At 62.4% G+C, this 23,287-nt stretch carries 20 protein-coding genes and 1 pseudogene; 7 read left to right on the top strand and 14 right to left on the bottom strand.

Annotation, left to right across the window (positions count from 1 at the left end; genetic code table 11):
• The coding region (locus ABJF10_RS15140) for a DUF1501 domain-containing protein (protein ID WP_348545425.1) at positions 1–883 on the top strand (883 nt) is incomplete at its 5' end.
• A 220-nt stretch (positions 884–1,103) separates the two neighbouring features.
• Here ABJF10_RS15140 and ABJF10_RS15135 read toward each other — a convergent pair.
• Positions 1,104–1,568 (bottom strand): thioesterase family protein, encoded by a 465-nt coding sequence (locus ABJF10_RS15135; protein WP_348545424.1) that lies wholly within the window; start codon positions 1,566–1,568, stop codon positions 1,104–1,106.
• A 30-nt stretch (positions 1,569–1,598) separates the two neighbouring features.
• Here ABJF10_RS15135 and ABJF10_RS15130 point away from each other — a divergent pair, with 30 nt between their 5' ends.
• Positions 1,599–3,512, top strand: coding sequence for a hypothetical protein (locus ABJF10_RS15130; protein ID WP_348545423.1), 1,914 nt, complete (start codon positions 1,599–1,601; stop codon positions 3,510–3,512).
• 216 nt (positions 3,513–3,728) lie between these two features.
• Here the strand turns inward: ABJF10_RS15130 and ABJF10_RS15125 are convergent, their stop codons facing one another.
• Entirely contained in the window at positions 3,729–3,959 is a 231-nt protein-coding gene (locus tag ABJF10_RS15125; protein ID WP_348545422.1) for a hypothetical protein, read from the bottom strand.
• Between the two features lie 289 nt (positions 3,960–4,248).
• On the opposite strand from ABJF10_RS15125, the gene ABJF10_RS15120 reads away from it, so the two are divergent.
• A complete protein-coding gene (locus ABJF10_RS15120) occupies positions 4,249–5,133 on the top strand; it encodes an alpha/beta hydrolase (protein WP_348545421.1) in 885 nt (294 codons plus the stop codon).
• Here the strand turns inward: ABJF10_RS15120 and ABJF10_RS15115 are convergent.
• Together ABJF10_RS15115 and ABJF10_RS15110 are read right to left on the bottom strand one after the other, a co-directional pair.
• A complete protein-coding gene (locus tag ABJF10_RS15115) occupies positions 5,130–5,891 on the bottom strand; it encodes an exodeoxyribonuclease III (protein WP_348545420.1) in 762 nt (253 codons plus the stop codon). The genes ABJF10_RS15120 and ABJF10_RS15115 overlap by 4 nt on opposite strands.
• A 58-nt stretch (positions 5,892–5,949) precedes the next feature.
• Positions 5,950–7,251, bottom strand: coding sequence for a hypothetical protein (locus ABJF10_RS15110; protein WP_348545419.1), 1,302 nt, complete (start codon positions 7,249–7,251; stop codon positions 5,950–5,952).
• 127 nt (positions 7,252–7,378) lie between these two features.
• Between ABJF10_RS15110 and ABJF10_RS15105 the strand changes: the two genes are divergently transcribed.
• Both ABJF10_RS15105 and ABJF10_RS15100 read left to right on the top strand, forming a co-directional pair.
• The gene (locus ABJF10_RS15105; RefSeq protein ID WP_348545418.1) at positions 7,379–8,977 is read left to right on the top strand and encodes a glycosyltransferase family 39 protein; all 1,599 of its coding nucleotides are present in this window, start codon (positions 7,379–7,381) and stop codon (positions 8,975–8,977) included.
• 285 nt (positions 8,978–9,262) lie between these two features.
• A complete protein-coding gene (locus ABJF10_RS15100) occupies positions 9,263–9,970 on the top strand; it encodes a hypothetical protein (protein WP_348545417.1) in 708 nt (235 codons plus the stop codon).
• 10 nt (positions 9,971–9,980) lie between these two features.
• Here the strand turns inward: ABJF10_RS15100 and ABJF10_RS15095 are convergent, their stop codons facing one another.
• The 6 genes and pseudogenes from ABJF10_RS15095 to ABJF10_RS15070 form a co-directional block, all read right to left on the bottom strand.
• A complete protein-coding gene (locus ABJF10_RS15095) occupies positions 9,981–10,844 on the bottom strand; it encodes a cysteine hydrolase family protein (protein ID WP_348545416.1) in 864 nt (287 codons plus the stop codon).
• 279 nt (positions 10,845–11,123) lie between these two features.
• Positions 11,124–14,243, bottom strand: coding sequence for a PAS domain S-box protein (locus tag ABJF10_RS15090; protein ID WP_348545415.1), 3,120 nt, complete (start codon positions 14,241–14,243; stop codon positions 11,124–11,126).
• A gap of 120 nt (positions 14,244–14,363) precedes the next feature.
• Positions 14,364–14,783 carry a response regulator gene (locus tag ABJF10_RS15085; RefSeq protein ID WP_348545426.1) on the bottom strand — a complete coding sequence of 140 codons (420 nt, stop codon included), beginning with the start codon at positions 14,781–14,783 and terminating at the stop codon, positions 14,364–14,366.
• Positions 14,784–14,843: 60 nt separating this feature from the next.
• Positions 14,844–15,023, bottom strand: a pseudogene (locus ABJF10_RS15080) (helix-turn-helix transcriptional regulator); the annotation flags it as partial.
• 103 nt (positions 15,024–15,126) lie between these two features.
• Positions 15,127–15,495 carry a response regulator gene (locus ABJF10_RS15075; RefSeq protein WP_348545414.1) on the bottom strand — a complete coding sequence of 123 codons (369 nt, stop codon included), beginning with the start codon at positions 15,493–15,495 and terminating at the stop codon, positions 15,127–15,129.
• A gap of 5 nt (positions 15,496–15,500) precedes the next feature.
• Positions 15,501–16,178 carry an ATP-binding protein gene (locus tag ABJF10_RS15070; protein WP_348545413.1) on the bottom strand — a complete coding sequence of 226 codons (678 nt, stop codon included), beginning with the start codon at positions 16,176–16,178 and terminating at the stop codon, positions 15,501–15,503.
• A 115-nt stretch (positions 16,179–16,293) separates the two neighbouring features.
• Between ABJF10_RS15070 and ABJF10_RS15065 the strand changes: the two genes are divergently transcribed.
• Positions 16,294–16,956 (top strand): lamin tail domain-containing protein, encoded by a 663-nt coding sequence (locus ABJF10_RS15065; RefSeq protein ID WP_348545412.1) that lies wholly within the window; start codon positions 16,294–16,296, stop codon positions 16,954–16,956.
• 85 nt (positions 16,957–17,041) lie between these two features.
• On the opposite strand, the gene ABJF10_RS15060 is transcribed toward ABJF10_RS15065, so the two are convergent.
• The 4 genes from ABJF10_RS15060 to ABJF10_RS15045 all read right to left on the bottom strand — a co-directional run bounded on the left by ABJF10_RS15060 (position 17,042) and on the right by ABJF10_RS15045 (position 22,814).
• Positions 17,042–19,306, bottom strand: coding sequence for a response regulator (locus ABJF10_RS15060; RefSeq protein WP_348545411.1), 2,265 nt, complete (start codon positions 19,304–19,306; stop codon positions 17,042–17,044).
• Positions 19,303–19,755, bottom strand: a complete 453-nt coding sequence (locus ABJF10_RS15055; protein ID WP_348545410.1) for a response regulator — start codon at positions 19,753–19,755, stop codon at positions 19,303–19,305. The genes ABJF10_RS15060 and ABJF10_RS15055 overlap by 4 nt, the downstream gene beginning before the upstream one ends.
• A 5-nt stretch (positions 19,756–19,760) precedes the next feature.
• Entirely contained in the window at positions 19,761–21,896 is a 2,136-nt protein-coding gene (locus tag ABJF10_RS15050; protein WP_348545409.1) for a CHASE3 domain-containing protein, read from the bottom strand.
• Between the two features lie 726 nt (positions 21,897–22,622).
• Positions 22,623–22,814 (bottom strand): hypothetical protein, encoded by a 192-nt coding sequence (locus ABJF10_RS15045; protein ID WP_348545408.1) that lies wholly within the window; start codon positions 22,812–22,814, stop codon positions 22,623–22,625.
• Between the two features lie 202 nt (positions 22,815–23,016).
• Here ABJF10_RS15045 and ABJF10_RS15040 point away from each other — a divergent pair.
• The coding region (locus ABJF10_RS15040; RefSeq protein WP_348545407.1) for an alanine--tRNA ligase-related protein at positions 23,017–23,287 on the top strand (271 nt) is incomplete at its 3' end.

The following is a 23,287-nucleotide window of genomic DNA, read 5'->3' as shown; positions in this document are numbered from 1 at the left end:
CGGGTCGGAGGACCGCACGCGCTCGCACTTCGAAGCGCAGGATTTGATGGAACACGGCGGCCTCGCGGCCGGCGGCTGGCTGGGCCGATTCCTGCGCGCGCGCGGGCCGTCGCAAAGTCCGCTGGCAGCAGTCGCGCTTTCGCCGACTTTGCCGGAGAGCCTTTCCGGCGCACCGAGCGCCGCGGCGGTGGAATCGCTCCGCGATTTCGGGATCACCGCCAGCCGCAAGGGCGCGCGGAAGGAGGATTTCGCCCGCGAGCTGGCGCGTCTCTACGCCCTGGAAACGGACGCTTTGCGCACCGCCTCCGATAGCACGTTCGAGGCGCTGAAGCGAATCGAGGCGATCGATACCAATGCCACGCCGGCGAATGGCGCCGTCTACGACCCCAAGTATCCCTTTGCGCAAGGACTGCGGCAGGTCGCGCAACTTATCCGGGCCGATGTGGGGCTGGACGCGGCGAGCATCGATCTCGGCGGTTGGGATACCCATTTCACCCAACTGACGAGCATCGAACCGTTGATGCTCCAGCTCGCCGGCGGCCTCGCCGCCTTCCGGCGCGATCTCGGCCCGCGCATGGCGACGACCACGGTGGTGGTGATGACAGAGTTTGGCCGGCGGGTCGCGGAGAATGGCTCCTTCGGCACCGATCACGGACGCGGCGGGGCGATGTTTGTGATGGGCGGCGGGGTGAAGGGCAAACGCGTGCTCGGTGGCTGGCCGGGCTTGAAGCCGGACATGCTCGAAGGCCCCGGCGACTTGCCGGTCTGGAACAATTATCGCAATGTCCTGGCTCCCGTGCTGACGCAGCATGGCGCGGAGGCGGAGAGCCTGGCGCAGATCTTTCCGGACTTCGCCCTGCAGCCGGTGGGGCTGTATTCGTAGGGGCGTGTTGAGAAAGGTCGAACGCGCGATCAGCAGGTGCGCGTCGGCCCCCTCCTGTCATCCCGAGCTTGCCGAAGGACCTCCAATATCCCCTCTGGCGTCTTACGCGTCGTGGTCATCTATCATCGCGCGTAATCTCTGACGAACTGGTGAAGAAGAAGGATATTGGAGGTCCTTCGGGGCGTTTACCGCCGCTACCAGTGCCGTCGCAAGAGCGACATTACCCTTGCGTGCCCCGCACGGGGCGGAGGTGGGCGAAGCGGGTGGCCCAGTCCTCGGGGAGGCGCTGCGGCTTGCCGGCGGGCATCTGGATAACGGCGAGCATTTGCCGGGAGGTGGCGATGAGCTCGCCGTCGGCGGGGCGGCGGATCTCGAAGGCGCACCAAAAGCGCAGGCGCTCCACGCTTTCCAGGCGGCCGTGGACGATGAGTTGATCGCCCAGTTTGGCCGGGCGCCGATAATCGATCTCGGTGCGCACGACGACCGGAAAAGTCTGCGACGAGGCCATGGCGACGAGGCCCATGCCGAGTTGCTCGGCGAGGAGGGTCCGCGCGATTTCGATGAAGCGCAGGTAGACGATATTGTGGACCACACCGGCGCAGTCGGTGTCAAAAAACATCACCTGGATGGGGGTCTCGATGCGAGGAGTCTCGACGGCGGGCGTTTCGGCAGGTAGGTCTTTCACTTTGCGGACAAGAAACCCACTTTGTTCCAGGTGAACAGCATTTTAGTGCCAGAAAATCAGAACCCACCCGCTCACGGCGCGGCGCGCTTCGTCCCTTTCCTCGTCATTCTCGTGGCGGCGATCGCCTACTACGCGAGCTACTGGCACTTTTGGTTCAATCCGCATGACGAGGGCGGCACCGCCTGCCTCGTGGCGCAGCGGCTGATGCAGGGTGAGCGGCCGTGGGTGGATGTGGAGCCGGGTTACAACATCGGCTGGTTTTATCCCATCGTGGGGCTGTTTCATTTTACCGGGGTCAATTACCTCGCGGTGCGGGCGTGGTTCTTCGCGCTCTCGACGGTGACCGCGCTGCTGGGCTGCGGAATCGTGACGCGGGTGACGGGCTCGCGCTGGGCGGGATTGGCGACGGGGCTGCTGCTGGTGGTGTTCCCGGGATCGCAGTTCAAGAATTACATCCCGCTGGCGGAAGCGGCGAACCTGGCCTGCATCATCCATCTGCTCTATATCGATCCGGTCGTGCGGAGAAAGTGGCTGGCCGCCGCGGCGCTCGGTGGCGTGGTGCTGGGGCTGACCTTCCTCGTGCGCGTGGAGCTGGGCTTTTTCTTCACGGCGATCTGGCTGCTGTTGTTGATTGTCGGACTGCTCGACCACCGGTTGCCGTTCGGGAGGCGTTTCGCGGGAGCGATTTTCGGGGTGGTGGCCCTGGTGCTGGGCGTCGTCGTCGCGCAGGCGCCGGCTTACACCTACCTGAGTGGCCGGGGACTGAGGGCGAACTATTGGGCGGAATATACGGAGTGGTTCGAATTCCTTCGGGCCTCCGCGAACCAGAAGATCGCCCACGAAAAGACGGTTCCGCCCGCGGTCGCCGGCGCTGCGCAACCGCCCGCCGACGCGACCGGGGACGGCGCGACAGCCCAGACGGCGCCGGCGATCCATAACGCCGAGAACGGCGACCGCACGGCACTCCCACGCCGGCCGCTTTCCGCCATGATCGGCAAAGGATGGCGGGAGCGCATCCTCACGTTTCTGACCTACGCGCCGCTGGTGGGATTTGCCGTATTCTTCATCGCCGGCGTGCTCGGCTTCGTGGTGACGGTGCTGCGACGCGAATTTACACTCTCCGCCGTGCCGCTGCTCTGGCTGCTGCTCATCGGCGGCTCGCTAACCACGTTTCCGCAGTTTTTCTTTTTTCGTCCGGACCGGCCGCATCTCTCGGAGTTCATGCCGGGCTACATCATCGCCATGGCGGCATCGCTCTGGCTGCTCTGGCCGCACGGCCCGGTGCGGCCGATGATGCAGCGGGCCTTTGCCGGATTGGTCGCGCTCTTTCTCGGCGGGCAGCTCCTGGCTTTTGCCCTCTTCGCGCTGCAGCATCCTTCGGCCGGCACGATCGTGGCGCGCGCCGGGCGCAAGGCCCGCTTCCAAGGCGAGAATGGTGTGCGCGTGCATACCTCGAAGAAAGAGGCGGCGACTTTGCAAGGGGTCTACGACGCCGTCATGAAGTCCTCTGGTCCCAAGGACTATGTCATCTGCTTCCCCTACATGCCGGGGTACAACATCATGACGAACCGGCCGACGTATCTGCGCAACGTCTACGTCGACAACGCGACGCGCGGCGAGCATTGGGCGGAGAACACGATCCGCGATTTTGAGGAGAAGCGCCCTGCAGTGGTGATCATCGACGACCGGGAGATCAACGGCACGGCGGCGTCGAAGTTCAGCCGCTGGGGCGCGCCGGTGTATGCGTACCTCAAGAAGAACTACGCGGCGGCGGGGAAGTTTGAGACCGTGGAGGTGTTCGTTCCGAAACCGCCAGTGCCCGTTGACCCTGCGCCGGCGGCTGGGCCCGCACCCTCCCCGGTACCCGCGGCTGAACCAGCGCCAACGCCAGTTCCCGCAGCGCCGGCACCTGCAACGCCGGCGCCCGCGGAACCGGCGCGATAACCCGGCTGGGGTTTTATTGCGCGAACGGTGTGATAGGAAACCGGCTCGCTTCCCGAGGCCTGGACGGAACTCATAATGCTGGCCACGAACAAGGCCGTGGCACCGACGACGACTTTGATCATTGGGTAATTTCGTCACCCTCCCCGCCCGGGCAAGGGAACAATCGCGAAATCGGATCAGCGGGCCGCGATGGTCAGTCTGTCGACTGCGCCCGCTTCAGGCGGCGAGCTGCAATGTGTGGAATTCGGCGGCGCCAGCCTGGCACGTGAGGATGGCGTCGCGCCGGGCGCGGGCCTCGTCCAGCGATTTCGTGCCGAGCGATTTGCGGACGCGTTCCTTGGTGATGGGCGTGGGATGCACGACGTAGTGGATGAACCACGTGCCGTTGTTATTCCAGAGATGATGATTGGGATTCTCCAGGTTGGTGCGGAGAGAGAGTTGAGGCATGATGAGTTTTGAGGTTGGGTCGCATCACGGGAGATTTGATTCGCATCGGCAGAGGGCCGGCGCGCACATCGCCTCGCGACCTACTCGGTCACTCGGCTCCACCTTGGTTTCTCCAACCAGGTTGGCAGATCCGGCGGAAATCGCCGAATCACTCGTGATGCATTTACTGCTGTAAAAGAACTGTCGGGAGAATAGCCCGCCGGAACAGGCGTGCAACCGGGAAATTGCTTATGACACAAAACCCGCCCGGCGGCTTGACGCCACCCCTTATCGGGCCTAGCACCGGCACATGCGTTTCCCCTCGATTCTGGCGCTGTTTGTCCTCTGCACCGGCGGCACTTTTCTTCCACCGAATTGTCTGCGGGCGGAGCCGGCGCCGGAGGAGGTTCACGTCGTCAAGGACATCGCCTACAAGTCGGGCGACGCGCTCACGGACTACGAGAAGAGCCGCTGCAAGCTCGACCTGTATCTGCCAGCGAGCGGGGACCATTTTCCGGCGCTGGTCTGGTTTCACGGCGGCGGCCTGACGGGGGGCACCAAGGACGCGGACTCCACCAAGGAGATTTGCCGACGTTTCGCCCGCGCCGGCATTGCTGTCGCCGCAGTGAATTATCGCCTGAGCCCGAAGGCGACCTATCCCGCGTATCTCGATGATTCCGCCGCCGCGTTTGCCTGGGTCAAGACGCACGCCGCGGAGCAACACATCAATCCCGCGCGCGTGTTCGTAGGCGGCCACTCGGCGGGCGGGTATCTCGCCTTCATGCTCGGACTGGATGCCCGCTGGCTGAAACCGTACGACATGGCTCCCAGCGCCATCGCCGGGCTGATCCCGGTGAGCGGCCAGGTGATGACGCATTACACCGTGCGCGAGGAGCGCGGGATCAAGGACCACAACGTCATCAGCGCGGACGAAGCCGCGCCAATCAACCATCTGCACAAGGACACGCCGCCTTTCCTGATTCTCTATGCGGACAAGGACATGCCCGCGCGGCGCGAGGAGAGCATGTATCTGGCCGCCGCGCTGCGGGCCACGGGCAACCCGCGCGTGCAGCAATTACAAATCGACGACCGCACTCACGGGAGCATCGCGGGCAATATGGTGCATCCCGGCGACCCGGCGGCGGAGGCGATCCTCCATTTCATCGCGAACCCAGCCGCAGCGCCGAAGCCTTAGGCCTTGCGCAGCACGATCCCGACGGGGCAGTGATCCGAGCCGGTGATGTGCGGGTAGATGGTGGCGGACTTCAAGCGTTTGCGCAGCGATTCGGAGCAGAGGAAATAGTCGATGCGCCAGCCGATGTTGCGGGCGCGGGCGGTGCCCATCTGGCTCCACCATGTGTAATGTCCGCCGGCTTTCTCGAACTCGCGGAAGGCATCGACGAAACCCCCTTTCACGAAGGCGTCGAAGCCGGCGCGTTCCTCCGGGGTGAAGCCGTGGTTCTTCACGTTGTCCTTCGGGCGGGCGAGGTCGATCTCGGTGTGGGCGACATTGAGATCGCCGCACCAGATGACTGGCTTTTTGCTCTCCAATTTTTTGAGGTAGGCGAGGAAATCGCGGTCCCATTGCTGGCGATAGGAGAGCCGCGTGAGCTCGCGCTTGGAGTTCGGCACGTAGACGTTCACGAGGAAGAAGTCCGCGTATTCCGCAGTGATCACGCGGCCCTCGCGGTCGTGCTCGGCCATGCCGAGCCCGAGGGTGACCGCGAGCGGTTTCGTCGTCGTGAAAATGGCGGTACCGGAATAGCCCTTCTTTTCGGCAATGTTCCAAGAGGCGTGGTACTTGGCCAGTGCCGGTGGCACCAACACCTCCTCCGGCGTGGCCTTGGTTTCCTGAAGGCAAAAGATGTCCGGCTTTTCGCTCGCGATGAAATCGGCGAAGCCTTTCTTCAGCACCGCGCGGATGCCATTCACATTCCAGGAGATCAGTTTCATGAGGGGGCGCACCATGCCAGCCTGAGCCAGGCGAGGCGAGGCCTTCGTGAGGGGCGAATTACAGCCGGATGCCGAGGTGGGAGTAGCCGGTGCGGATCTGTTTCATCAGGTCCGCTTCGGTCCGGCCATCGAGCAGGATCTGCAGCGTCCTTTTCTGGAATTCCGCGCGCGCCTCATCGGATCCGATCACCTCGGGGCGCTTGGGCAGCACAAGATCGCGGCGGTAGGTGAAGCTGCCGTCGGGCTTCACATCCACGCCCGGCTGCTTTTTGAAATCCTCCATCGCCTTGTAGTAAGCCTCGACCGTTTTGCGGACCTCGCCCACTTCGCGGAAGTAGCGCGCGAAGAGCTGGCCGTCGCCCTTGCCATCGAGGTGCATGAAGTAATAGACGAGCAGGAACGAGGTGAAATAGAGCCGGTGCGAGGAGCGGGGATCGCGCTCGAGGACCTCGTTCCATTGTTCGTTGGTGATGGGGAAAAGCTGCTCCAGCGGGTAGGGTTCGGGCACCCCATTCGCGGTGCGCGTCTTGAGGAAGTTGACGTAATCGCGCAGGCCATTCTTCGCCGCGGAAATCCGGAACTGGCCGGTGTGCAGCGGGAGCGTGCCGGTGTATTCGGCGGTGCCTTCCACGACCCATTGCGGGAGGTAATCGAGCGAAAAGCGCATCATCTGGTGCGTGAGCTCGTGGACCAGGGTGTGGGTCTCGAAATTTTCGTCCTTCGCGTAGGCCTTGCCGACGAGCTTGACACCGATGCTCTCGAACGGCACGAGGAACATTTGCTGGCTCGACTTGTAAACGCCGCCGCTGTTCTGCGGGCCGCCGGCGGCGATGTAGGCTTCGCGGTTCTTGAACAGTTTGGCGTGGAAGAGATCGCCGGATTCCGGCTTCGGCTCGACGTGCCACGGCAGTGCCTTGAGCAATTCGTAGGTCGCCTCGAAGTTGCGCGCTACGTCGCGCAGGAGCGCCTGGCTGAACTTCCCCTGCGACTCGAACTCGAAGTGCTGCGTGCGATAGACGTATTTCTCCGCGGCCGCGTCTTCGCTCACGACTTCGGCCTTCACCGCCGCGGTTTCCACGCCGATTTCGTTGGGCATGGCCGTGGAAATCGGCTGCTTTTTTTGCCAATCGACAAGATACTTCTGGTCGTCCCCGCTGAGCTTCGTCGACGGCGCCTGGGCCCGCGAGCCATTGGGCATCTTGAACGTCACTGTGGTGCCGTCGAAGCTCACGATGGACGCCTGGAAGGCGACGCCTTCCGCGGTCTTCCAACTGCGTGGTGGGTCGACGGTCGGAAGCTGCGCGAGCGCGATCGAAGTCGCGCACAACAAGGCCAGGGAGGGGAACAACAGACGCTGCATGAGCGCCACTTAACAGAGATTGATCCGATGGGCAAGCGGCCCACGCCGATGTGGCGGCTGGAATTCATTTCGCGACCGAAAGGCGGGACAAGCGGCAGGCGAGTCCCTACCGTCCGGCCACTCTTCAATGCCATCGAGCGTTCCGCACTCTTCTCCCGATTCGCCCACCGTCGGCCCTGGCCGGGAGCGCTGGTGGATGCTTGGGCTGGTCGTCATCCTCGTGTTCCTCATGGCGCACTTCGCACGCGGCCTGAACCGGCCGTGGGTGGAGGAGGACAACTGGTACGGCGCGGTGTATGCGCAGGCTGCGCACAACAATCTGCGCGCGGGAATGCGGGCCGCGGGTGTCCCGGCGACGCTCTACTTCGGGCCGTTGCCGATTCCGGCGGAGGCCTATTACGTGCATCATCCGACGCTGCTGCCGGTGCTTATCACGGTTTCCTTTGCGGTGTTCGGTGAATCCGAAGCGACGACGCGGCTCGTGCCGATCATCGCTTCGCTGGCCAGTGTAGTGGTGCTGTGGTTTCTGCTGCACTCCACGGCGGGCGCGCGCGCGGCCACGCTGGGCGCAGCGGTCTTCGCGGCGGTGCCGATGGAGTTGCACTACGGCGACATGGTGGATTTCGAACCGGTGCTCACGCTATGGATGCTCGCGCTGCTGGCCTGTCTTTGGCACTGGAAGATGACGGGGCGCAAGCCCTGGGCGGTGGGCGCGGCGATTTTTGCCGCGCTCGCCTTGTGGACAGACTGGCCGGGTTACCTGCTGGTGTTGAGCTCGGCGGCATGGCTGATCTTTTTCGCGCCGCGCGAAATGCGCAGGCTCGGGTGGCTGTTCATCGCGCTGGTGGGGTGCGCGGGGATGCTCTTCCTCTGGCAAATTCGCAGCGTAAATTCCGCGGCATGGAGCGATCTCTGGACCGCTCTCCAGATGCGCCTGGGCAATGCCATCCCGACGAGCACGGCGCCCATCGCCGACAACGCGCCGCGTTTCACGTGGGGCGATTGGACGCACACGGTGATCGGCGATCTGCGAGGAAACTATCTCACCCTCACGTGGCTCTTCGTCGGCTTGGGAATCGCCCGGCTCTCTCGCCAACAACACCGCTCCGACGGCACGCGCTGGCTGGGACTGGCCGCGACCCTGCTGACGATCGCCGGCGTGCTCTACGTCGTGCTGCTGCGCAATGAATCGTTCATTCACGACTTTGCGCCGTTCTATCTCATTGGCGCAGTCGCGATTCTGGCCGGGCTCGGGTTGGATGCGATCTACCAGGCTGGCGAGAAGCTTTCGACCAAGGCGGGGATTGCGATCCAAGGCGCGATCTTGCTCATCGTAATGGTCCTCGGCGCGCTCGGCCTGCAGCGCACTGAAGAGATGCGCTCGCCATATCTCATTCTCGATGGCGTCGCCCGGGAACCGACGCAACTCATCCCTGAACTCGGCACGGTGCTCCAAAAGTCCTTCCCACCCGGCGCGACCGTGCTGGCAAACTTCGACCCCTATGGCAGCTCGCTCACCTACTATTCGCAGCGGCCCATCCTTACTAACCTGCTGACCGTCGAGGATTGGCGGGCCACACTTGCCCAGGAGCATCCGGCAGGCGGGGTGGTCTGGCTCGGCGCGAAGGACGCCCCGAAAATCCTCGCCTCGCTGCCGGGCAATACCCAGCAGGTCAAGGTCGCGGGCTTCGCCTTCGTGCTTTGGCACGCACCGTCTTCCTCTTAGTTGAGGGTCACTGACTCCACCCAAAAAATCTCGCACCTTAAATCACCTTAAGGCGGCTTAAGGCACCTTAAATCGGTTGTTCGGGGGCGGTCGCGTCGGCCGTGGCAGGCTTCTTGAAAATCGTCGCAGTTCATGAGGGGAAGTATGTCATAACATGCGGCAAAATGTGCATGGCTCCATTGGTTCCATTGGCTCTGTTGCGGAAAATTTGCTCCGCGCGCCCAAAAAAGGCGAGCGGCGCCGCGTTTTGATTTTTCCACAAACCGGCTACATTCGACTCGCGCTATGAACAATGTTGTCCCCATCCGCATCGTCGCGGCACTCCTGGCGATCGCGCTCTCGGCATTCGGCTCCGCCCCACTCCATGCCCAGACACTCACCCGCGCCGACGCGCTCCAGGTCGCGGAGAGTTACATCCACCACCAGTGGCAATCCTCGGACAAGAATTTGCGTCACGGCCCGGATTCGCACGGCGTGCAAATTCACACGCCGGATCGGCCGGGCGGCCATGGGTCGCCAGAGGTGGCTTGCTGGGAGGTGGGCGCGAGCAATGCCGGCGTGGCTTACAAGTGGGGCGGCTTCGATACGCCGGAGAGCTTTGACAAAGGGGTGCGGGCGGGGAAGGCGGCGGGCGACGTCTATACGCCGGACGAGCGCCGACTCGGCGGCAATGCGGTGAGCGGCGACGCCGTGGGGATCGATTGTTCCGGCTTCGTTTCGCGCTGCTGGAAACTGCCGCACAAGTACGACACCTCCACCCTCGCGGAGGTGTGCCAGAAATTGCCTTCGCCCGATCAACTCCAACCCGCCGACATCATGAACACGGAGGGTGGGCACGTCATTCTCTTCGTCAAGTGGCTCGATGATGCGAAGACGCGGGCGCTGTTTTACGAGGCCGCGCCCTTTAGCAAGACGCTCAGTTCGGACCGCGAAATCGCGGATCTGAAGGCGGCCGGCTACACGCCGATGCGCTATCGCAAAATTCGCGACTGAGCGTCGCGCGCTATTCCGTGTCCCCGTGGAAGCGGAAGGACTCGCCGCCGAGCAGCGCGGTGCTGAGGACGGAGGGACACCAATACTTTTCCACGTGCTCGACCATGAGCCGGGTGCCCGCGAAGTGAGTCACGTGCGGCCGCTGCTCGGGATTGTACATGGTGTCGGTGAGATCGCGCACCAGGGCGACGTGCTTGCCCTCGCCGACTAATTGCCGGATCGCGAAGGGGCGGCCGAGCACGCACATATTGAGATGCACGCCACAGACCAGCACGTTCTCGATCCCGCGTTGTTGCATCAGATTGTAAGCCTCCGCGCTATCCGTGATCGCATCGCCATCCATGATCTCAATCGCCGCAATCTGCCGTGTCCAGGGGTACGGGTCGCCCTTTTTCCAAGTTCTCGGGCAGTCGCAGCCCCCATCCGTATCATCGATCGGCAACGGCGGTTCCTTCGATGGATCGATGTAGCACCATTTCTTCAGCGGGATGGGTGGAGCCACTTCCGGAGCGGATTGCGCCAGCTTGCGCCCGGGATGATCCTGGTAGAAATCCATCGTGTTGCTCGGGCAGTGGATGATGAGCACGCCGCGGGCGCGGGCGGCCTTGGCGAATTCGTTGACGCGCGGCGCCATCTCCCCCACGCGCGCCGCGGCATTGGGGCAGGTGTGGGCGTCCCACATATCGCAAATCACCAGCGCAGTCTGCCGCGGGTTCCAGTCGAGCGTCTTCGTCACTTCCCGAAATTCACCACTGCCGGCCGCGGTCTCCGCGCGTTCCCGCGCGGGCAGATGAAGCACTGTGGTTTCCTGCGCCAGGGCCGAGGCAATACCCCAGGCGGCGGCGCACAAGAGAGAAAGGGAGCGGGGGAGCATGGGTGATAGTTTCCTCTTCACGTGTCCGATGGCAAGGAGCGACGTGGGCGGACCGTGGCGGGAACGAAAAAACAAGCCCGCCATTCTGAGCTTGCGAGCCGAGGCTTTGCGAGACGTCCGTGGTGCCGTGGGGACAACGACCTCTGATATCTGCCTTTCCTCACACGTTTGGCAGAAGGATTACGCTGCGCTTGTGATGGCGGCGGCGCGCAGGATGCCGGAGCGAAATCAGAGGTCCTTCGCAAGCTCAGGATGACAGCTTTTTTTTCGGCGCTCGCGCTAACTTTGGAGCGGCTTCACCACTGGCTTCGCGGAGCTCTCCTCCCGGCGTTCGGTCAAAATGCGATGCAGGGCGTGTCCCAAATCCTCGACGGTGTTGGGTTTCAGGATGAGATCGCGGATGCCGAGACGGCGCGCGCTCTCCGTGTCGTTCGGGCGGATGTAGCCGGTCGCGAGAATGATCGGGATATTCGGCCGGACTTGCAAAATGCGCGCCGCCAGGTCACGCCCGCTCAAGCGCGGCATGGACAGATCGGTGATGATGACATCGAAACGGTCTGGCTCCGCGAGGAAGGCCTCCAGGGCGGCCTCCGCCTCGACAAAGCCGGTCACCTCGTAGCCCAGCCGCCCCAGGACCTGAGTGGTAAGGTAGACCAGCGGTTCCTCATCATCCACATACAGCAGGCGCTCGCCGTGGCCGCGCGGTGGGGGCGCCGACGATACGGCCACCTCCGGCACACCACTCTCCGCCGCGGGAAAATACAGATGGAAGGCGGTGCCCTTGCCCGGCTCGCTGTAGACCGTGATCGCGCCATCGTTCGCCTTCATGATGCCGTGCACGACCGAAAGACCGAGCCCCGTCCCCTCCCCCTGCGCCTTGGTCGTGAAAAACGGATCGAAGATGCGCGCAAGCGTCGCCCGATCCATCCCGCAGCCGCTGTCGCTCACCGTGAGGCGCACATAGCGGCCCGGGTGTAATTCGGGCGAAGTCCGGGCCAGATCGGCATCCACGTCCACCATCGCTTCGCGCACTTCCAGCACTCCGTGCTCGCCCATGGCGTGGCCGGCATTCGCGCCGAGGTTCATGATCACCTGATGGATCTGCGTCGCATCCGCCAGGACGGCGGACGCGTCCGGGACGAACGTGGTGCGAATCTCCATCGTCGCGGGCAGACTGGCCCGCAGCAGCTTCAGCGCTTCCTCCACGACCGGCTGGAGGTGCATGAGCTTGCGCTCCTGCGGTTGCTGCCGGCTGAAGGTGAGGATGCGCCGAACCAGGTCGACCGCCCGCGCACCCGCCTTGCCAATCTCGAGCAGAAAATCGCGTGCCGGGTGATCCTCCGGCAGGTCCTCCAGCGCCAGCTTGGTATTGCCGGTGATGGCCGTGAGGATATTGTTGAAATCGTGCGCGATGCCGCCGGCCAATTGGCCGATGGCCTCCATTTTGTGCGCCTGGAGCAGTTGCGCCTCGATTTTCTTGCGCTCCGTGAGATCGAGCAGCGTGCCGAGGATGGCAGGGCGGCCATCGTATTCCGCACGAGCGCCGTGGACCTCGATATGAACGAGCGTGCCGTCCTTGCGCACCATGCGCAGCCCGTAACGAATGCTCTCGCACTCGCCTTCCAGCCGCCGGCGAATGTTTTCACTGACCAAGGCGCGATCTTCTTCAAAGACGAAATCCAACACGCGCCCCGCCGTCAGTTCCTCGGCCGAATACCCCATGACCTGGGCGAACGTCGGATTGGCGTACACGTACCGGCCATCCTGAATGATGTAGATGCCGACGAGCGATTGCTCGACCAGGCCCCGATATTTGTCTTCGGCGGCCTGCCGGGCTTCCTCGGCCTTGTGCCGGGCGGTGATATCCCGCACCACCGCCAGCGTGCGCAGCGGCCGGCCGGTATCCTCGCGGATGATCGAGGCGCAGATGTTCACCCACACGGCCGTGCCATCTTTGCGCCGGTAGCGCTTCTCGCGGTTGATCTCCGAAATCTCCCCGCGCACCATTTGCTGATGGGCCACGGTATCGTTTTCGCGATCGTCAGGGTGCGTGAGCTGACGAAAGGTCATCCCCAGCAGCTCTTCCTCGGAGTAGCCGGTGATCTCGCAAAATCTCGGGTTCACGCGCAGGTACCGGCCCGTAGCCGGATCCGCCTGCACCTGGCCCACCGCCGTCGAAAGGAAGCTCGCGCGAAAATCCGCCTCGCTGGCCTGCAAGGCGGCTTCGGCAAGCTTGCGTTCGGTGATGTCCACCGCGAGGCCGATGAACCCGCTGATGTTTCCGTGCAGATCGCGCAGTGGGACCTTGTCGGTCTGCAACCAGCGCACACCATTGGTCGTCGCGAGCGGTTCGACGATCCCGAGCTTGGGTTGCCCGGTCGCCGCGATCTCATCTTCATCGCGGGCATATTGTTCAGAATATGGCGTGCCGAGTTCCCGGTCGGTTTTGCCGAGCAGTTCCTCCGCCGGCTTGCCCAGCGTGCGAATCATCGCCGCATTGGCGCGCACGAGACGGTGCTGGCGATTCTTGAAAAAGATCATCGCCGGCACCGTATCGAGGATCATCTGCAATTCCGCCCCCAGCCGGTCCTTGTCCTCCTCGGCCCGGCGGCGCTGGGCGTCGCGCTCCATTTGTTTGAGGGCAAAGGAAATATCACTGGCCATTTCCTCCAGTAGTTTCACTTCCTCCGCATTGAAGAAATTCACCTCGCCGGAGTAGAGCACGAAGCAACCAATGACGTCGCCGTTGTTGCGAATCGGAAAACCCGCCGCCGAGTGGAAATGGCGTTTCAAGGTTTCCTCCCGCCAGGCCTGCAAGCGCACGTCGGTGTGCACGTCGTTGCAAACCACGGTGCGCTTTTCGCGAATGGCGGTGCTGCCGGGACCGCGCCCGAGCGGTTCATCGCGCAGGGAAACCTTCACCCTCTCGAAGAAACCCTCGTCCGCACCGGCGGAAGCCACTGGTTGCACCATCTGCGTGGCCGGGTCGGCGATCCCGATCCAGGCCATGCGGAATTCCCCCAATTCCACGGCGATCTCGCAGATGCGCTTGAGCAGCGGCCCCCGCTCGGAGATGTGCACGATGCTCTGGTTGCACTGGCTCAAGACGGCGTAGAGCCGCTCCCGATGCACGATTTTTTCCTGCGCCCGGTGGAGGGCCCGGGCACTGAACCACAGGAGCACGGTCACGGCGATCCAGGCCGCCGCCCCGGCCAGGACAAAGACCAGCGTGGGGGTGGCCTTTACCGCGGCCCATCCCGGCACGATCTTTTCCCAAGCGGGCAAATGGAACGCCCAGGTCAGCAAGACGCCGATCCCGGCCACGGCGAGAAGGAGGCTCGACGCTTCAGCCAGCTTTTTCAGCCACGCAGCCGATGAGATGCCGGTCCGGGGGGGCATGCGCTACAGCCATATCGCCATCGTTCCCACACGTCCAATAACAACTCCGGCCAGACCGGCAATCGTCCGCCCGCGGATCGGCCCAGCGCTGCCGGTGTTCATCATGCGGATTTCGACCGTTCAATCGTGCCGCACGAGTTTCCAGTCGAACTGCAATTGCGGCGTCACTTCGCTGAAGTTCCGGAAATCGACGGGCTTGACGATGTAGGAATTGATTCCCAGCCGCCGGCATTCGGCGTGGTCGCTCTCGAATTTCGACGCCGTGAGGATGACCACCGGGATGTTCTTGGTGCGTTCATCCGCCCGGATCCGACGCAGCACTTCCAGGCCGTCGAGCTTCGGCAACTTCAAGTCGAGCAGGATCACCCCCGGGGGCTTCTTGTCGTGGCGATCGGCATAGATGCCTTTGGCGAACAGAAAATCCAGCGCCGCCATGCCGTCGTGCACGACGTGCACGGGATTCACAATCCGCGCCCGCTTGAAAGCGCGCTGGGTCAATTCGATGTCGTTCGGTTCATCCTCGACGAGCAGGATCTCCAATTGATCCGCGCCCTCGCCATTGGCCGCTTGCTCGAAGAGCCGCCAGACCGAGAGGCCGAGGGCATGGGCGAGCTTATCGATACTGATGAGCGAGACGTTGCGCATGCCCCGCTCCACGTCGGAAACGTAGGTGCGGTGCAGGCCCGCACGGTCCGCAAGTTCCTCCTGCGACATGCCGAGTTCCGACCGCTTGCTTTTGATGGTCGTGCCGAAAACTGATTTAAGGTCGGCGTCTGTCATGGAGTGAATCTCATTTGGGGACAGAAGTGTAACCCCCTAATCTACAGACGATGAGTGACATTCATAACAATTTATTGCGAGGGCTCCAAACCCTGCCGGGCGGCTAGGGATTTACGGCGTTTTCCTTCATGAGCGCCTGTCGCAACGTCGTCAACAGAGCCTCCGCCGTGTAGGGCTTCGGCAGGAAGTATTTCACACCCAGGCTGGCTACCTCAGCCACCTGCCCATCGGCCCCCAGTCCACTCGCCGCGATGACCGGCAGCCGGGGATTCATCCGTCGCAAGACCTGGATCGTCGCAGGCCCGTCCATGATCGGCATCATCATGTCGGTCAACACCACGGCGATCTCCCCTCCCTGCCCGGCGAAAGCCGCCACGGCATCCGCCCCATCGACGGCCAGCACGACGCGGTAGCCAAAGCTTTCCAGAGTATGCTTCGTAATCTGGCGCACGGACGATTCATCGTCGACCACGAGAATCAATTCGCCGTTGCCCCGGGCAATTCGGTTTTCACTGCCGGTCCAGCTTCCAGCGACGCCCCGGTGTCCGCCGGCAGGTAGATTTTGAATTTCGTACCGCTCCCCGGCTCGCTGGACACTTGAATGAATCCTGCGTGGCTTTTGACGATGGCCAGGGTCGTGGAAAGCCCGAGCCCGGTGCCTTTGCCAATTTCCTTGGTGGTGAAGAAGGGGTCGAAAATCTTTTCCACGATCTCGGGCGCAATCCCAGTCCCATTGTCCTCCACTTGCAGGAGCACGTACGGACCCGGCTTCGCCTCGCCGGTCAACCCGGCGTAATGGGCATCAATTGCGACATTTTCGGCCGCCAGAGACAACCGGCCGCCATTGGGCATGGCGTCGCGCGCATTGACGCAAAGATTCAGCAGCACTTGATGGAGCTGCGTGGGATCTCCCACTACCGTCCACAAATCGTCGGGCTGCCTGGTGTCGATCTGGATGTTCTTGAGGAAGGTTTCGTTGGCGATGTTCTCCATGTCCCGGATGACGTGCTTGACCTGCAGGACTACCCGTGACCCCGCGACCCCGCGGGCGAAGGACAAGACCTGGCTCACCATCGCCACTCCGCGCTGCGCACTGGTCGCGATGATGAGAGCAGATCCTGGCTGTCGGCATCGGGAAAGCGGCCAAGCAATCATTCCCGCGGGCTCCGTCGATTCACAGGATCGTTACCGAAATTTCACGCCGCTTCCGCCGGGTTGTCACCGAGTGACCGTAGAGATGAGAGAGCCGCCCGTGACGGCCACGCACCTCATGAAAAAAGCTCTTCTCATCGTTCCTCTCCTCGCTGCCGCCGCCTGGCCGGTTCAAGCCGGGCTATTCATCACCGAGGTCGATCCCGCGGGCAGCGGCGCGAGCTACGGCGCGGATTGGTTTGAACTCACCAACACCGGCCCGGTCGCCATCGACATCACGGGTTGGAAGATGGACGATAACTCCAACTCCTTCTCGCTCGCCGTCCCGCTGCGCAATGTCACCAGCATTGCCGCGGGACAGTCCGTCATCTTTTTCGAAGGCACCGCCAGTGGGACAACCGATGGCACCATTGCCGCCAATTTCGAGAGCGCGTGGTTCGGCAGCAACCTGCCGGGCGGCTTCACAATCGGAGCTTATGGCGGTTCCGGCGTGGGCTTGAGCACGTCCGGCGACGCGGTGAATATTTTCGACGCCAGCGGCGTTCTCCAAGCCAGCGTGAGTTTCAGCACCGCTCCCACCGGCGCCACTTTCGACAACGCGGCCGGCCTGAATGGGACAGCCATCTCGCAGGCCAGCGTGGCCGGCGCCAATGGCGCCTTCGTCTCGGCTAACACGGCGGAAACGGGTTCGCCGGGGTCCGCGGTTCCCGAGCCTTCCGCCCTCCTGGCTATCGTCGGCGGAGTCGGCGTGGTTTTCCTGCGCCGCCGGCGCCTCGCCTGAATTGGAATTTCCCAGGGTCGCAAAAACGCCGCGGAGGATCCTTTCTCCGCGGCGATTTTTATTGAGCAGAAATTGCCACTCGCCGCTACGCCAGCACGTCTTTCAGCGCTTTGAGCAGCGTCTCCGCGGTGTAGGGCTTGGACAGGAAATGCTTCACCCCGAGGCTCACGGCCTGGGCCACCTGGCCATCGGCAGCCAGGCCGCTCGCACCGATGATCCGCACCGCCGGGTTTATCCGGCGGAGGACCTCGATCGTCGCCGGCCCATCCATCACCGGCATCATCATGTCCGTGATCACCAAGGCGATCTCCTCGCCCTGGCGGGCGTAAATGGCCACCCCGTCCGCGCCATCGATGGCGAGAATGACCCGGTAGCCGAATATTTCCAGCGTCTGCTGCGTGATCTGGCGCACGGACGCTTCGTCGTCCACCACGAGGATCAATTCGCCATTGCCACGCGGCATGGACGCCGCGATCACCGCCTCACTTTCCGGCGAACTCTCGGTCTGGGCCGTGAGATAGACTTTGAAGGTGGTGCCTTTCATGGGCTCGCTATACACGCGGATAAAACCGCCATGGCTCTTGAGGATGGCCAGCGACGTGGAGAGCCCGAGCCCGGTCCCTTTGCCCACGTCCTTGGTCGTGTAAAAAGGATCGAAGATCTTCTCCAACACTTCCGGCCCCATGCCCGTGCCGCTGTCCTTGACTTGCAAGCAAACATATGGCCCGGCTTTGGCGTCGCTGTTCATGCTCATCCCGGCGTACTGCGCGTCCACATCGAGATTCTTCGCCGAGATGGTCAGCGTGCCGCCATTCGGCATCGCGTCGCGCGCGTTCACGCAGAGGTTCAGCAGCACCTGGTGAAGCTGGGTCGGATCGCCCAGGACCGTCCATAGGTCGTAGGGGATGATGGTCCGGATCTGGATGTGCTTGAGGAAGGTGTCGTTGGCAATTTTCTCGATTTCCCGGAGGAGATGCTTGACCTGCACTTCCATGCGGCGGCCTTCGACCCCGCGGGCAAACGACAGGACCTGCCGCACCATGTCGGCCCCGCGATGCGCACTGGAACTGACGATGGCGAGCAACTCCTGGCTCTCCGGATCAGGAAAGCGCATGGCCAGCAGGTCGAGCGACATGATGATCGGCCCGAGCGAATTATTGAGATCATGCGCAATGCCGCCGGCCAGCGTGCCGATGCTCTCGATGCGCTGGGCGCGCAGGGCTTGCTGCTCGAGCTTCTTGCGCTCGGTGAGATCCACCACGAAACAGACCCCCTCCTCCGGGTTGTCTTCAAACGCCGCCGCGCCCAGGAGGATGGCCACGCGGGAGCCGTCCTGGCGAAAGTATTCCTTCTCATACGGCTCGGAGACGCCCTTGACCCTCATCTGTGCCAGGCAGCGTTCGTCCAGATCCACGTATTCCGGCGGGGTCATCGCCACCCAGTTGATGCGCCCGGCCTCCAGTTCCTCCCGGCTGTGGCCCACGAGGTTCAGGAAGGCGTCATTCGCCCCGGTGATGTTGCCATTCGTATTAAAGAAGATCACGCCCTGCGCGTTGGAATCCACCAGCCGGCGAAAGCGCGCCTCGGAGCGTTTCCGCTCGGTGATGTCGTGCAGCACGACTTGCACGGCGGGGCGGCCGTCGTAGACGAAAGGATTGCTGATGCCTTCCACGGGGATCGTGGTGCCATCGAGCCTCTTCCCCAGGATTTCCATCGGGGGGGTGATCCCCTCGCCACCGGCGTGCTGGGCTCGCTTAAGAATCTGGTCGTGGCATTCGTCGGAAATGATTTCCAGCATGGCCCGGCCCAGCAGTTGGTCCAAACGATCGGCGCCAAACAGTTTCAAGGAGGTCGCATTGGCGAAGACGATCTCGCCCTCACAGAGGACGAAATACGCATCCGGCGAGCGCTCGATGAGCAACCGGTAGCGCTCCTCACTTTCGGCCAGGCCCCGGTCCGCCCGCTCGCGCTCGATCGCGTAGCGGATGGCGCGCGGCAGCACATCCTCCGCCATGCGTCCCTTCACCAGGTAATCCTGCGCGCCGGCCTGGACGGCTTTGACGGCGAGGTTTTCGTCGGCCCGGCCCGACAGCACGACGATCGGGATATCCGAGACGGCGGCGTGCAACCGTTCAAAAGTTTCAAACCCATGGCCATCCGGCAGGCTCAGGTCGAGCAGTACGACATCGAAATGCTGCTCTTTCAACCGGGCCAGGGCTTCGCCCAATAGCTTGAGGTGGACCACGGCGAACTGGGTGCCACCGGCGTGCTCCAATTCGTCCCGCACGACCAGCGCGTCCGCCGGGTTGTCTTCCACGAGGAGGACTTGAATGATTTTCGCGTCCATCATTTTAACTCTGATGGCAGCGTGACGATCGAGAACCAGAAATCCTGGATCGTCTGCACCACCTTGGTGAACTCATCGAAGTCGACTGGCTTGCTGATGTAGCAATTGGCATGGAGTCCGTAGGCCCTGCCGATGTCTTCCTCGGATTTCGAGGTGGTGAGAATGACGACCGGGATATTCTTCAGGTTCTGGTCCGCCTTGATCTCGGCGAGGACTTCGTGACCGTTTTTGCGCGGCATATTCAGGTCGAGGACGATCAAGTCGGGCCGGGGCGCGCTGGCATACTTGCCCTGCTGCCGCAGGAACTCCATGGCCACGATCCCATCGGCGGCCACATGGAGGACATTCGGCATCCGGGCGCCAAGAAAACCTTCCTTCGCGATGAGCACGTCGGTGGGATTGTCTTCGACGATCAAAATGATGACCGGTTTATTCGATGGGAGAATGGGCATGCTGTCTATTTCCTTTCCGGGATGGTGAAGCAGAAGGTGGTGCCCTGGCCGAATTCCGACTCGACCCAGATGCGCCCGCCGTGGCGCTCGACCACTTTCTTGCAGATGGCGAGGCCGATGCCGGTGCCTTGATACTCTTCGCGGGTATGCAGGCGCTGAAAGACGAGGAACACGCGCTCAAAATATTGCGGCTCCATGCCGATGCCATTGTCGGCCACGGCGAACGACCAGTCATTGCCCACGAGTTTCGCGCCGACATGGATTCTGGGGGAACGCCCGCCACGGAACTTGAGGGCGTTGCCGATGAGATTCTGGAACAACTGCGCCAATTGCGTCGCATCCCCGCTCACCGTGGGCAAGACATCGCGGGTCACCACCGCGCCACTCTCCCCGATCGACACCATCAAATTCGCCAGCGCCTCGTCCAGCACCACTCCGCAGTCGGTCTGGGCGAACAACTGGGCATGGGTGCTGATCCGCGAATAACCCAGCAAGTCATTGATCAGCGTCTGCATGCGCTTCGTGCCATCCACCGCGTGCGCGATGAATTCATCCGCGCGCGCGTCGAGCTGGCCACCGTAGCGCTTTTTGAGAAGCTGCACGCAACTGGCGACCGCCCGGAGCGGTTCCTGCAGATCGTGCGTCGCCACATAGGCAAACTGCTCCAGCTCCGCATTCGAGCGCGCCAGTTCTCCGTTGATCATGATCAACTCTTCGGCCCGCTCCCCTTTCTCATCGATCTGAAAGGCGAGTTCTTCGTTGGCCGCCAGGCGCTCCGCATTGATCGCGGCGAGCTCATCCGCCCGCTTGCCCTTCTCCTCGACTTGAAACGCCAGTTCTTTATTGGCGGTGGCCAGGGCCTGGCTCACCCGCATGCGTTCCGTGATGTCGCGGATGTTGCAGTGAATCAGACGGGTCGAATCCACCAGATAGGCGTTGCTGATGAACTCTACTTCGACCCGCCGCCCGTCCTTTGTTTCCAAGGGAAGGCCCTCGTAGTGCAACCGGTCGTTGACCTGCAAACCGGCGAAAACATTCTTGGACGCATCCTCTCCCTTGAACGGCCCGATCTCCCACAGCTTTCGTCCTACAAACTCTTCCTGCGAGTAGCCCAGCAATTCCTTCATGAAGGGGTTGGCATCCACGACTTGTCCGGTCCCGGCGTCGAGAATGAGAATGCCGTCCTGCGCCGTTTCAAACAGCCGCCGGTAGCGGAGTTCCGTGGCACGTCTCGTATTTTCATTCCGCGCATTGGCTTCGTCCGTCCGCGCGTTGGCTTCGTCGGTCCGCGTTTCCGCGAGGTCCGTCCGCTCATTGGCCTGAATCTCCAGTGATCGTTGCGTCGTGCTCTCCACCAGATTCGTCAGTCGCGTCTGTGTCTCCCGTTGGATCATATAAATGCAGGCCAGTGCCAGGAACAGCGTCAACCCGCTGGCGCTCACGATGATCGTCAACTGAAGTCGCATTCTCGACCGGTACTGCACTTCGTTGAGCGCCCGTGCGCCTTCCTCGATTTGCAGGTAGCTCGCGATCTCCGTCCGGATCGCATCCATCAGGCGCTTTCCTTCGCCAGTGGCCACCAGCGCCGTGGCCGCTGGCAAGTTCTGGTTGCGGCGCAAGGCGATGACCTTCTCGTTTTGCTGCATGTGGGCGTCAACCAAGGGAACCAACGCAACCAGGTGTTGTTGGGCGGCGGGGATCGCGGTCAGCAGCCGCAACTGTTCCAACTGGCCGCGCACGCGCTCGCGCACGACGAGGTACGGTTCCAGGAAATCTTCTTCACCGGTCAGGGCGTAACCCCGCTGGGCCGTCTCCGCGTCGACCAATGCGGTGAGCAAAGCGTTCGCCTGGCCAATCAGCAGGGCGGAATGCTCCCTCAACTCCGTCGCCATCTCGACCTGGCGGAACGTCCAGAACGACCCAAACGCCACCAGCACGGCCATCAACACCACCCCTACGATCAAAATGGCGGTTCGGTGCCCAGGATTCAGAGCAACGCCGCCCGGCGACGGGCGTTGGGACGGCCTTCCCGTCTCGCCTGGCATCTCTGGAGGATTGCGCCTCTCCGGAGTCTCCAGCGCGGCTACTCCACGCTGCTCCCCGATGGTGTGGGGTTCCAGGGAATCGGTTTGGTTTTTCATTGCGGCGGGACCTTGGCTCACACCGCAACTGAAGTGAGTTTTAGAATTCTATCCGTACCCGCATCCAGCACGATTGATACCCCGGAGGGCGTTTTCGCAATACTGACCGCCGCTTTTTCCCGCCCTCCACCCATAGCGCGGCCCGGAAACAGGGATTCAAGCCTTCTCATTCGTTCCGCCTGTGGGGTGAGAGCCATTATCGTAAAACCACGGAGACGTGGTGTCCCATTACATCGTATTTGACTACCACTTGGGTTTTATCGGCTGGCCGCCACCGGGCAGGCGGGCGCGCCATTCTGGCTTCCTTCCGCCTCCTCCGTAAATGCCATAGGATAGCATTAAGCGGTTTTTCACCGCAGGGTAGCTCCGCAGCCCTGCCGAAAAAAAAGTGCCTTTACCAGCCTTTACTGGCCTTGACCCGCCTAGTTTTACTCTGGTCCCGCCACAAGTCAATCAAGGCAGGCAGCCCAGGCACCTACCGGCAACTCAAGCCATCTTATTGCATCTAATTTGCATTAAACCACTCCCGATCCAATCATCAAAGAACCGCGCCCGTCCCGCCAGAATTTTCCAAAAATTCCTTTCGCACCACTTCTCTCCATCGCGCCCGGATAGTCGCATATTACCCTTCAAAAGTCAAGCTTAAAATGCGGCGATGCCGATGCCTGACTCATTCCTGAGTGGATGAGCAAGGAACTGACCGGAAGAGGCGGAAAGAAGCAGCGCCTACGTGACCGTGTCCACCACGACCTGCCCCGTCGCATTGTAGACCGCGATAGAGGCGCCCTTTTGCATATTCCGAGCAGCGGTCACAGCATTCTCAATCGCCTTGAATTTCCACGTCTCCGGCTTCCCCTTCATGCTGAGGACAAATTCCCCCTCCGCAGTGCAATACACCAAGAATTGAGGAAGCGGCATGCCAAAATGTCAGGGTTAATACCTACATTTGCAACCAGTATTCTGATTTTTCTGTCGTCGACGGTCTCGTCCCGCCCCAAACCGGCCCCGCCCTTCCCCGTCGGAAATACCCCACGAACCCCACCCTTTCCCGCGACTTTACCTTTGCCGGGCAATCGCTACCTTCCGCCCTCCACGCCAGCGCCTGCCTACCATGTCCCTGATGACTTCCGCCCAAATCCGCCAGTCGTTTCTCGATTTCTTTCGCGAGAAACAGCACACCCTCGTGCCGAGTTCCTCGCTCATGCCGGACTCGCCGAACCTGCTCTTCACCAACGCGGGCATGAACCAGTTCGTTCCCATCTTCCTCGGGGAAAAGAAAGCCGACGTGAGCAAGTGGGGCGGCGCCGTCCCCGGCAGCGACACGCGCGCGGCGGATACGCAGAAGTGCATCCGCGCCGGCGGCAAGCACAACGACCTCGATGACGTCGGCC

Source organism: Chthoniobacter sp. (assembly GCF_040003245.1).
GTDB lineage: Bacteria > Verrucomicrobiota > Verrucomicrobiia > Chthoniobacterales > Chthoniobacteraceae > Chthoniobacter.
Note: the sequence above shows the minus strand (reverse complement) of the source record. Positions and strands in the feature narration are given on the sequence as shown.

What these genes read in the sequence shown, in the direction of transcription:
- ABJF10_RS15065 (WP_348545412.1), top strand. Translation starts at nt 16,294, where the DNA reads ATGAAAAAAGCTCTTCTCATCGTTCCTCTCCTCGCTGCCGCCGCCTGG.
- ABJF10_RS15050 (WP_348545409.1), bottom strand. Translation starts at nt 21,896, where the DNA reads ATGAAAAACCAAACCGATTCCCTGGAACCCCACACCATCGGGGAGCAG.
- ABJF10_RS15105 (WP_348545418.1), top strand. Translation starts at nt 7,379, where the DNA reads ATGCCATCGAGCGTTCCGCACTCTTCTCCCGATTCGCCCACCGTCGGC.
- ABJF10_RS15095 (WP_348545416.1), bottom strand. Translation starts at nt 10,844, where the DNA reads ATGCTCCCCCGCTCCCTTTCTCTCTTGTGCGCCGCCGCCTGGGGTATT.
- ABJF10_RS15060 (WP_348545411.1), bottom strand. Translation starts at nt 19,306, where the DNA reads ATGATGGACGCGAAAATCATTCAAGTCCTCCTCGTGGAAGACAACCCG.
- ABJF10_RS15090 (WP_348545415.1), bottom strand. Translation starts at nt 14,243, where the DNA reads ATGCCCCCCCGGACCGGCATCTCATCGGCTGCGTGGCTGAAAAAGCTG.
- ABJF10_RS15100 (WP_348545417.1), top strand. Translation starts at nt 9,263, where the DNA reads ATGAACAATGTTGTCCCCATCCGCATCGTCGCGGCACTCCTGGCGATC.
- ABJF10_RS15110 (WP_348545419.1), bottom strand. Translation starts at nt 7,251, where the DNA reads ATGCAGCGTCTGTTGTTCCCCTCCCTGGCCTTGTTGTGCGCGACTTCG.
- ABJF10_RS15070 (WP_348545413.1), bottom strand. Translation starts at nt 16,178, where the DNA reads ATGATTGCTTGGCCGCTTTCCCGATGCCGACAGCCAGGATCTGCTCTC.
- ABJF10_RS15125 (WP_348545422.1), bottom strand. Translation starts at nt 3,959, where the DNA reads ATGCCTCAACTCTCTCTCCGCACCAACCTGGAGAATCCCAATCATCAT.
- ABJF10_RS15120 (WP_348545421.1), top strand. Translation starts at nt 4,249, where the DNA reads ATGCGTTTCCCCTCGATTCTGGCGCTGTTTGTCCTCTGCACCGGCGGC.
- ABJF10_RS15045 (WP_348545408.1), bottom strand. Translation starts at nt 22,814, where the DNA reads ATGCCGCTTCCTCAATTCTTGGTGTATTGCACTGCGGAGGGGGAATTT.
- ABJF10_RS15055 (WP_348545410.1), bottom strand. Translation starts at nt 19,755, where the DNA reads ATGCCCATTCTCCCATCGAATAAACCGGTCATCATTTTGATCGTCGAA.
- ABJF10_RS15115 (WP_348545420.1), bottom strand. Translation starts at nt 5,891, where the DNA reads ATGAAACTGATCTCCTGGAATGTGAATGGCATCCGCGCGGTGCTGAAG.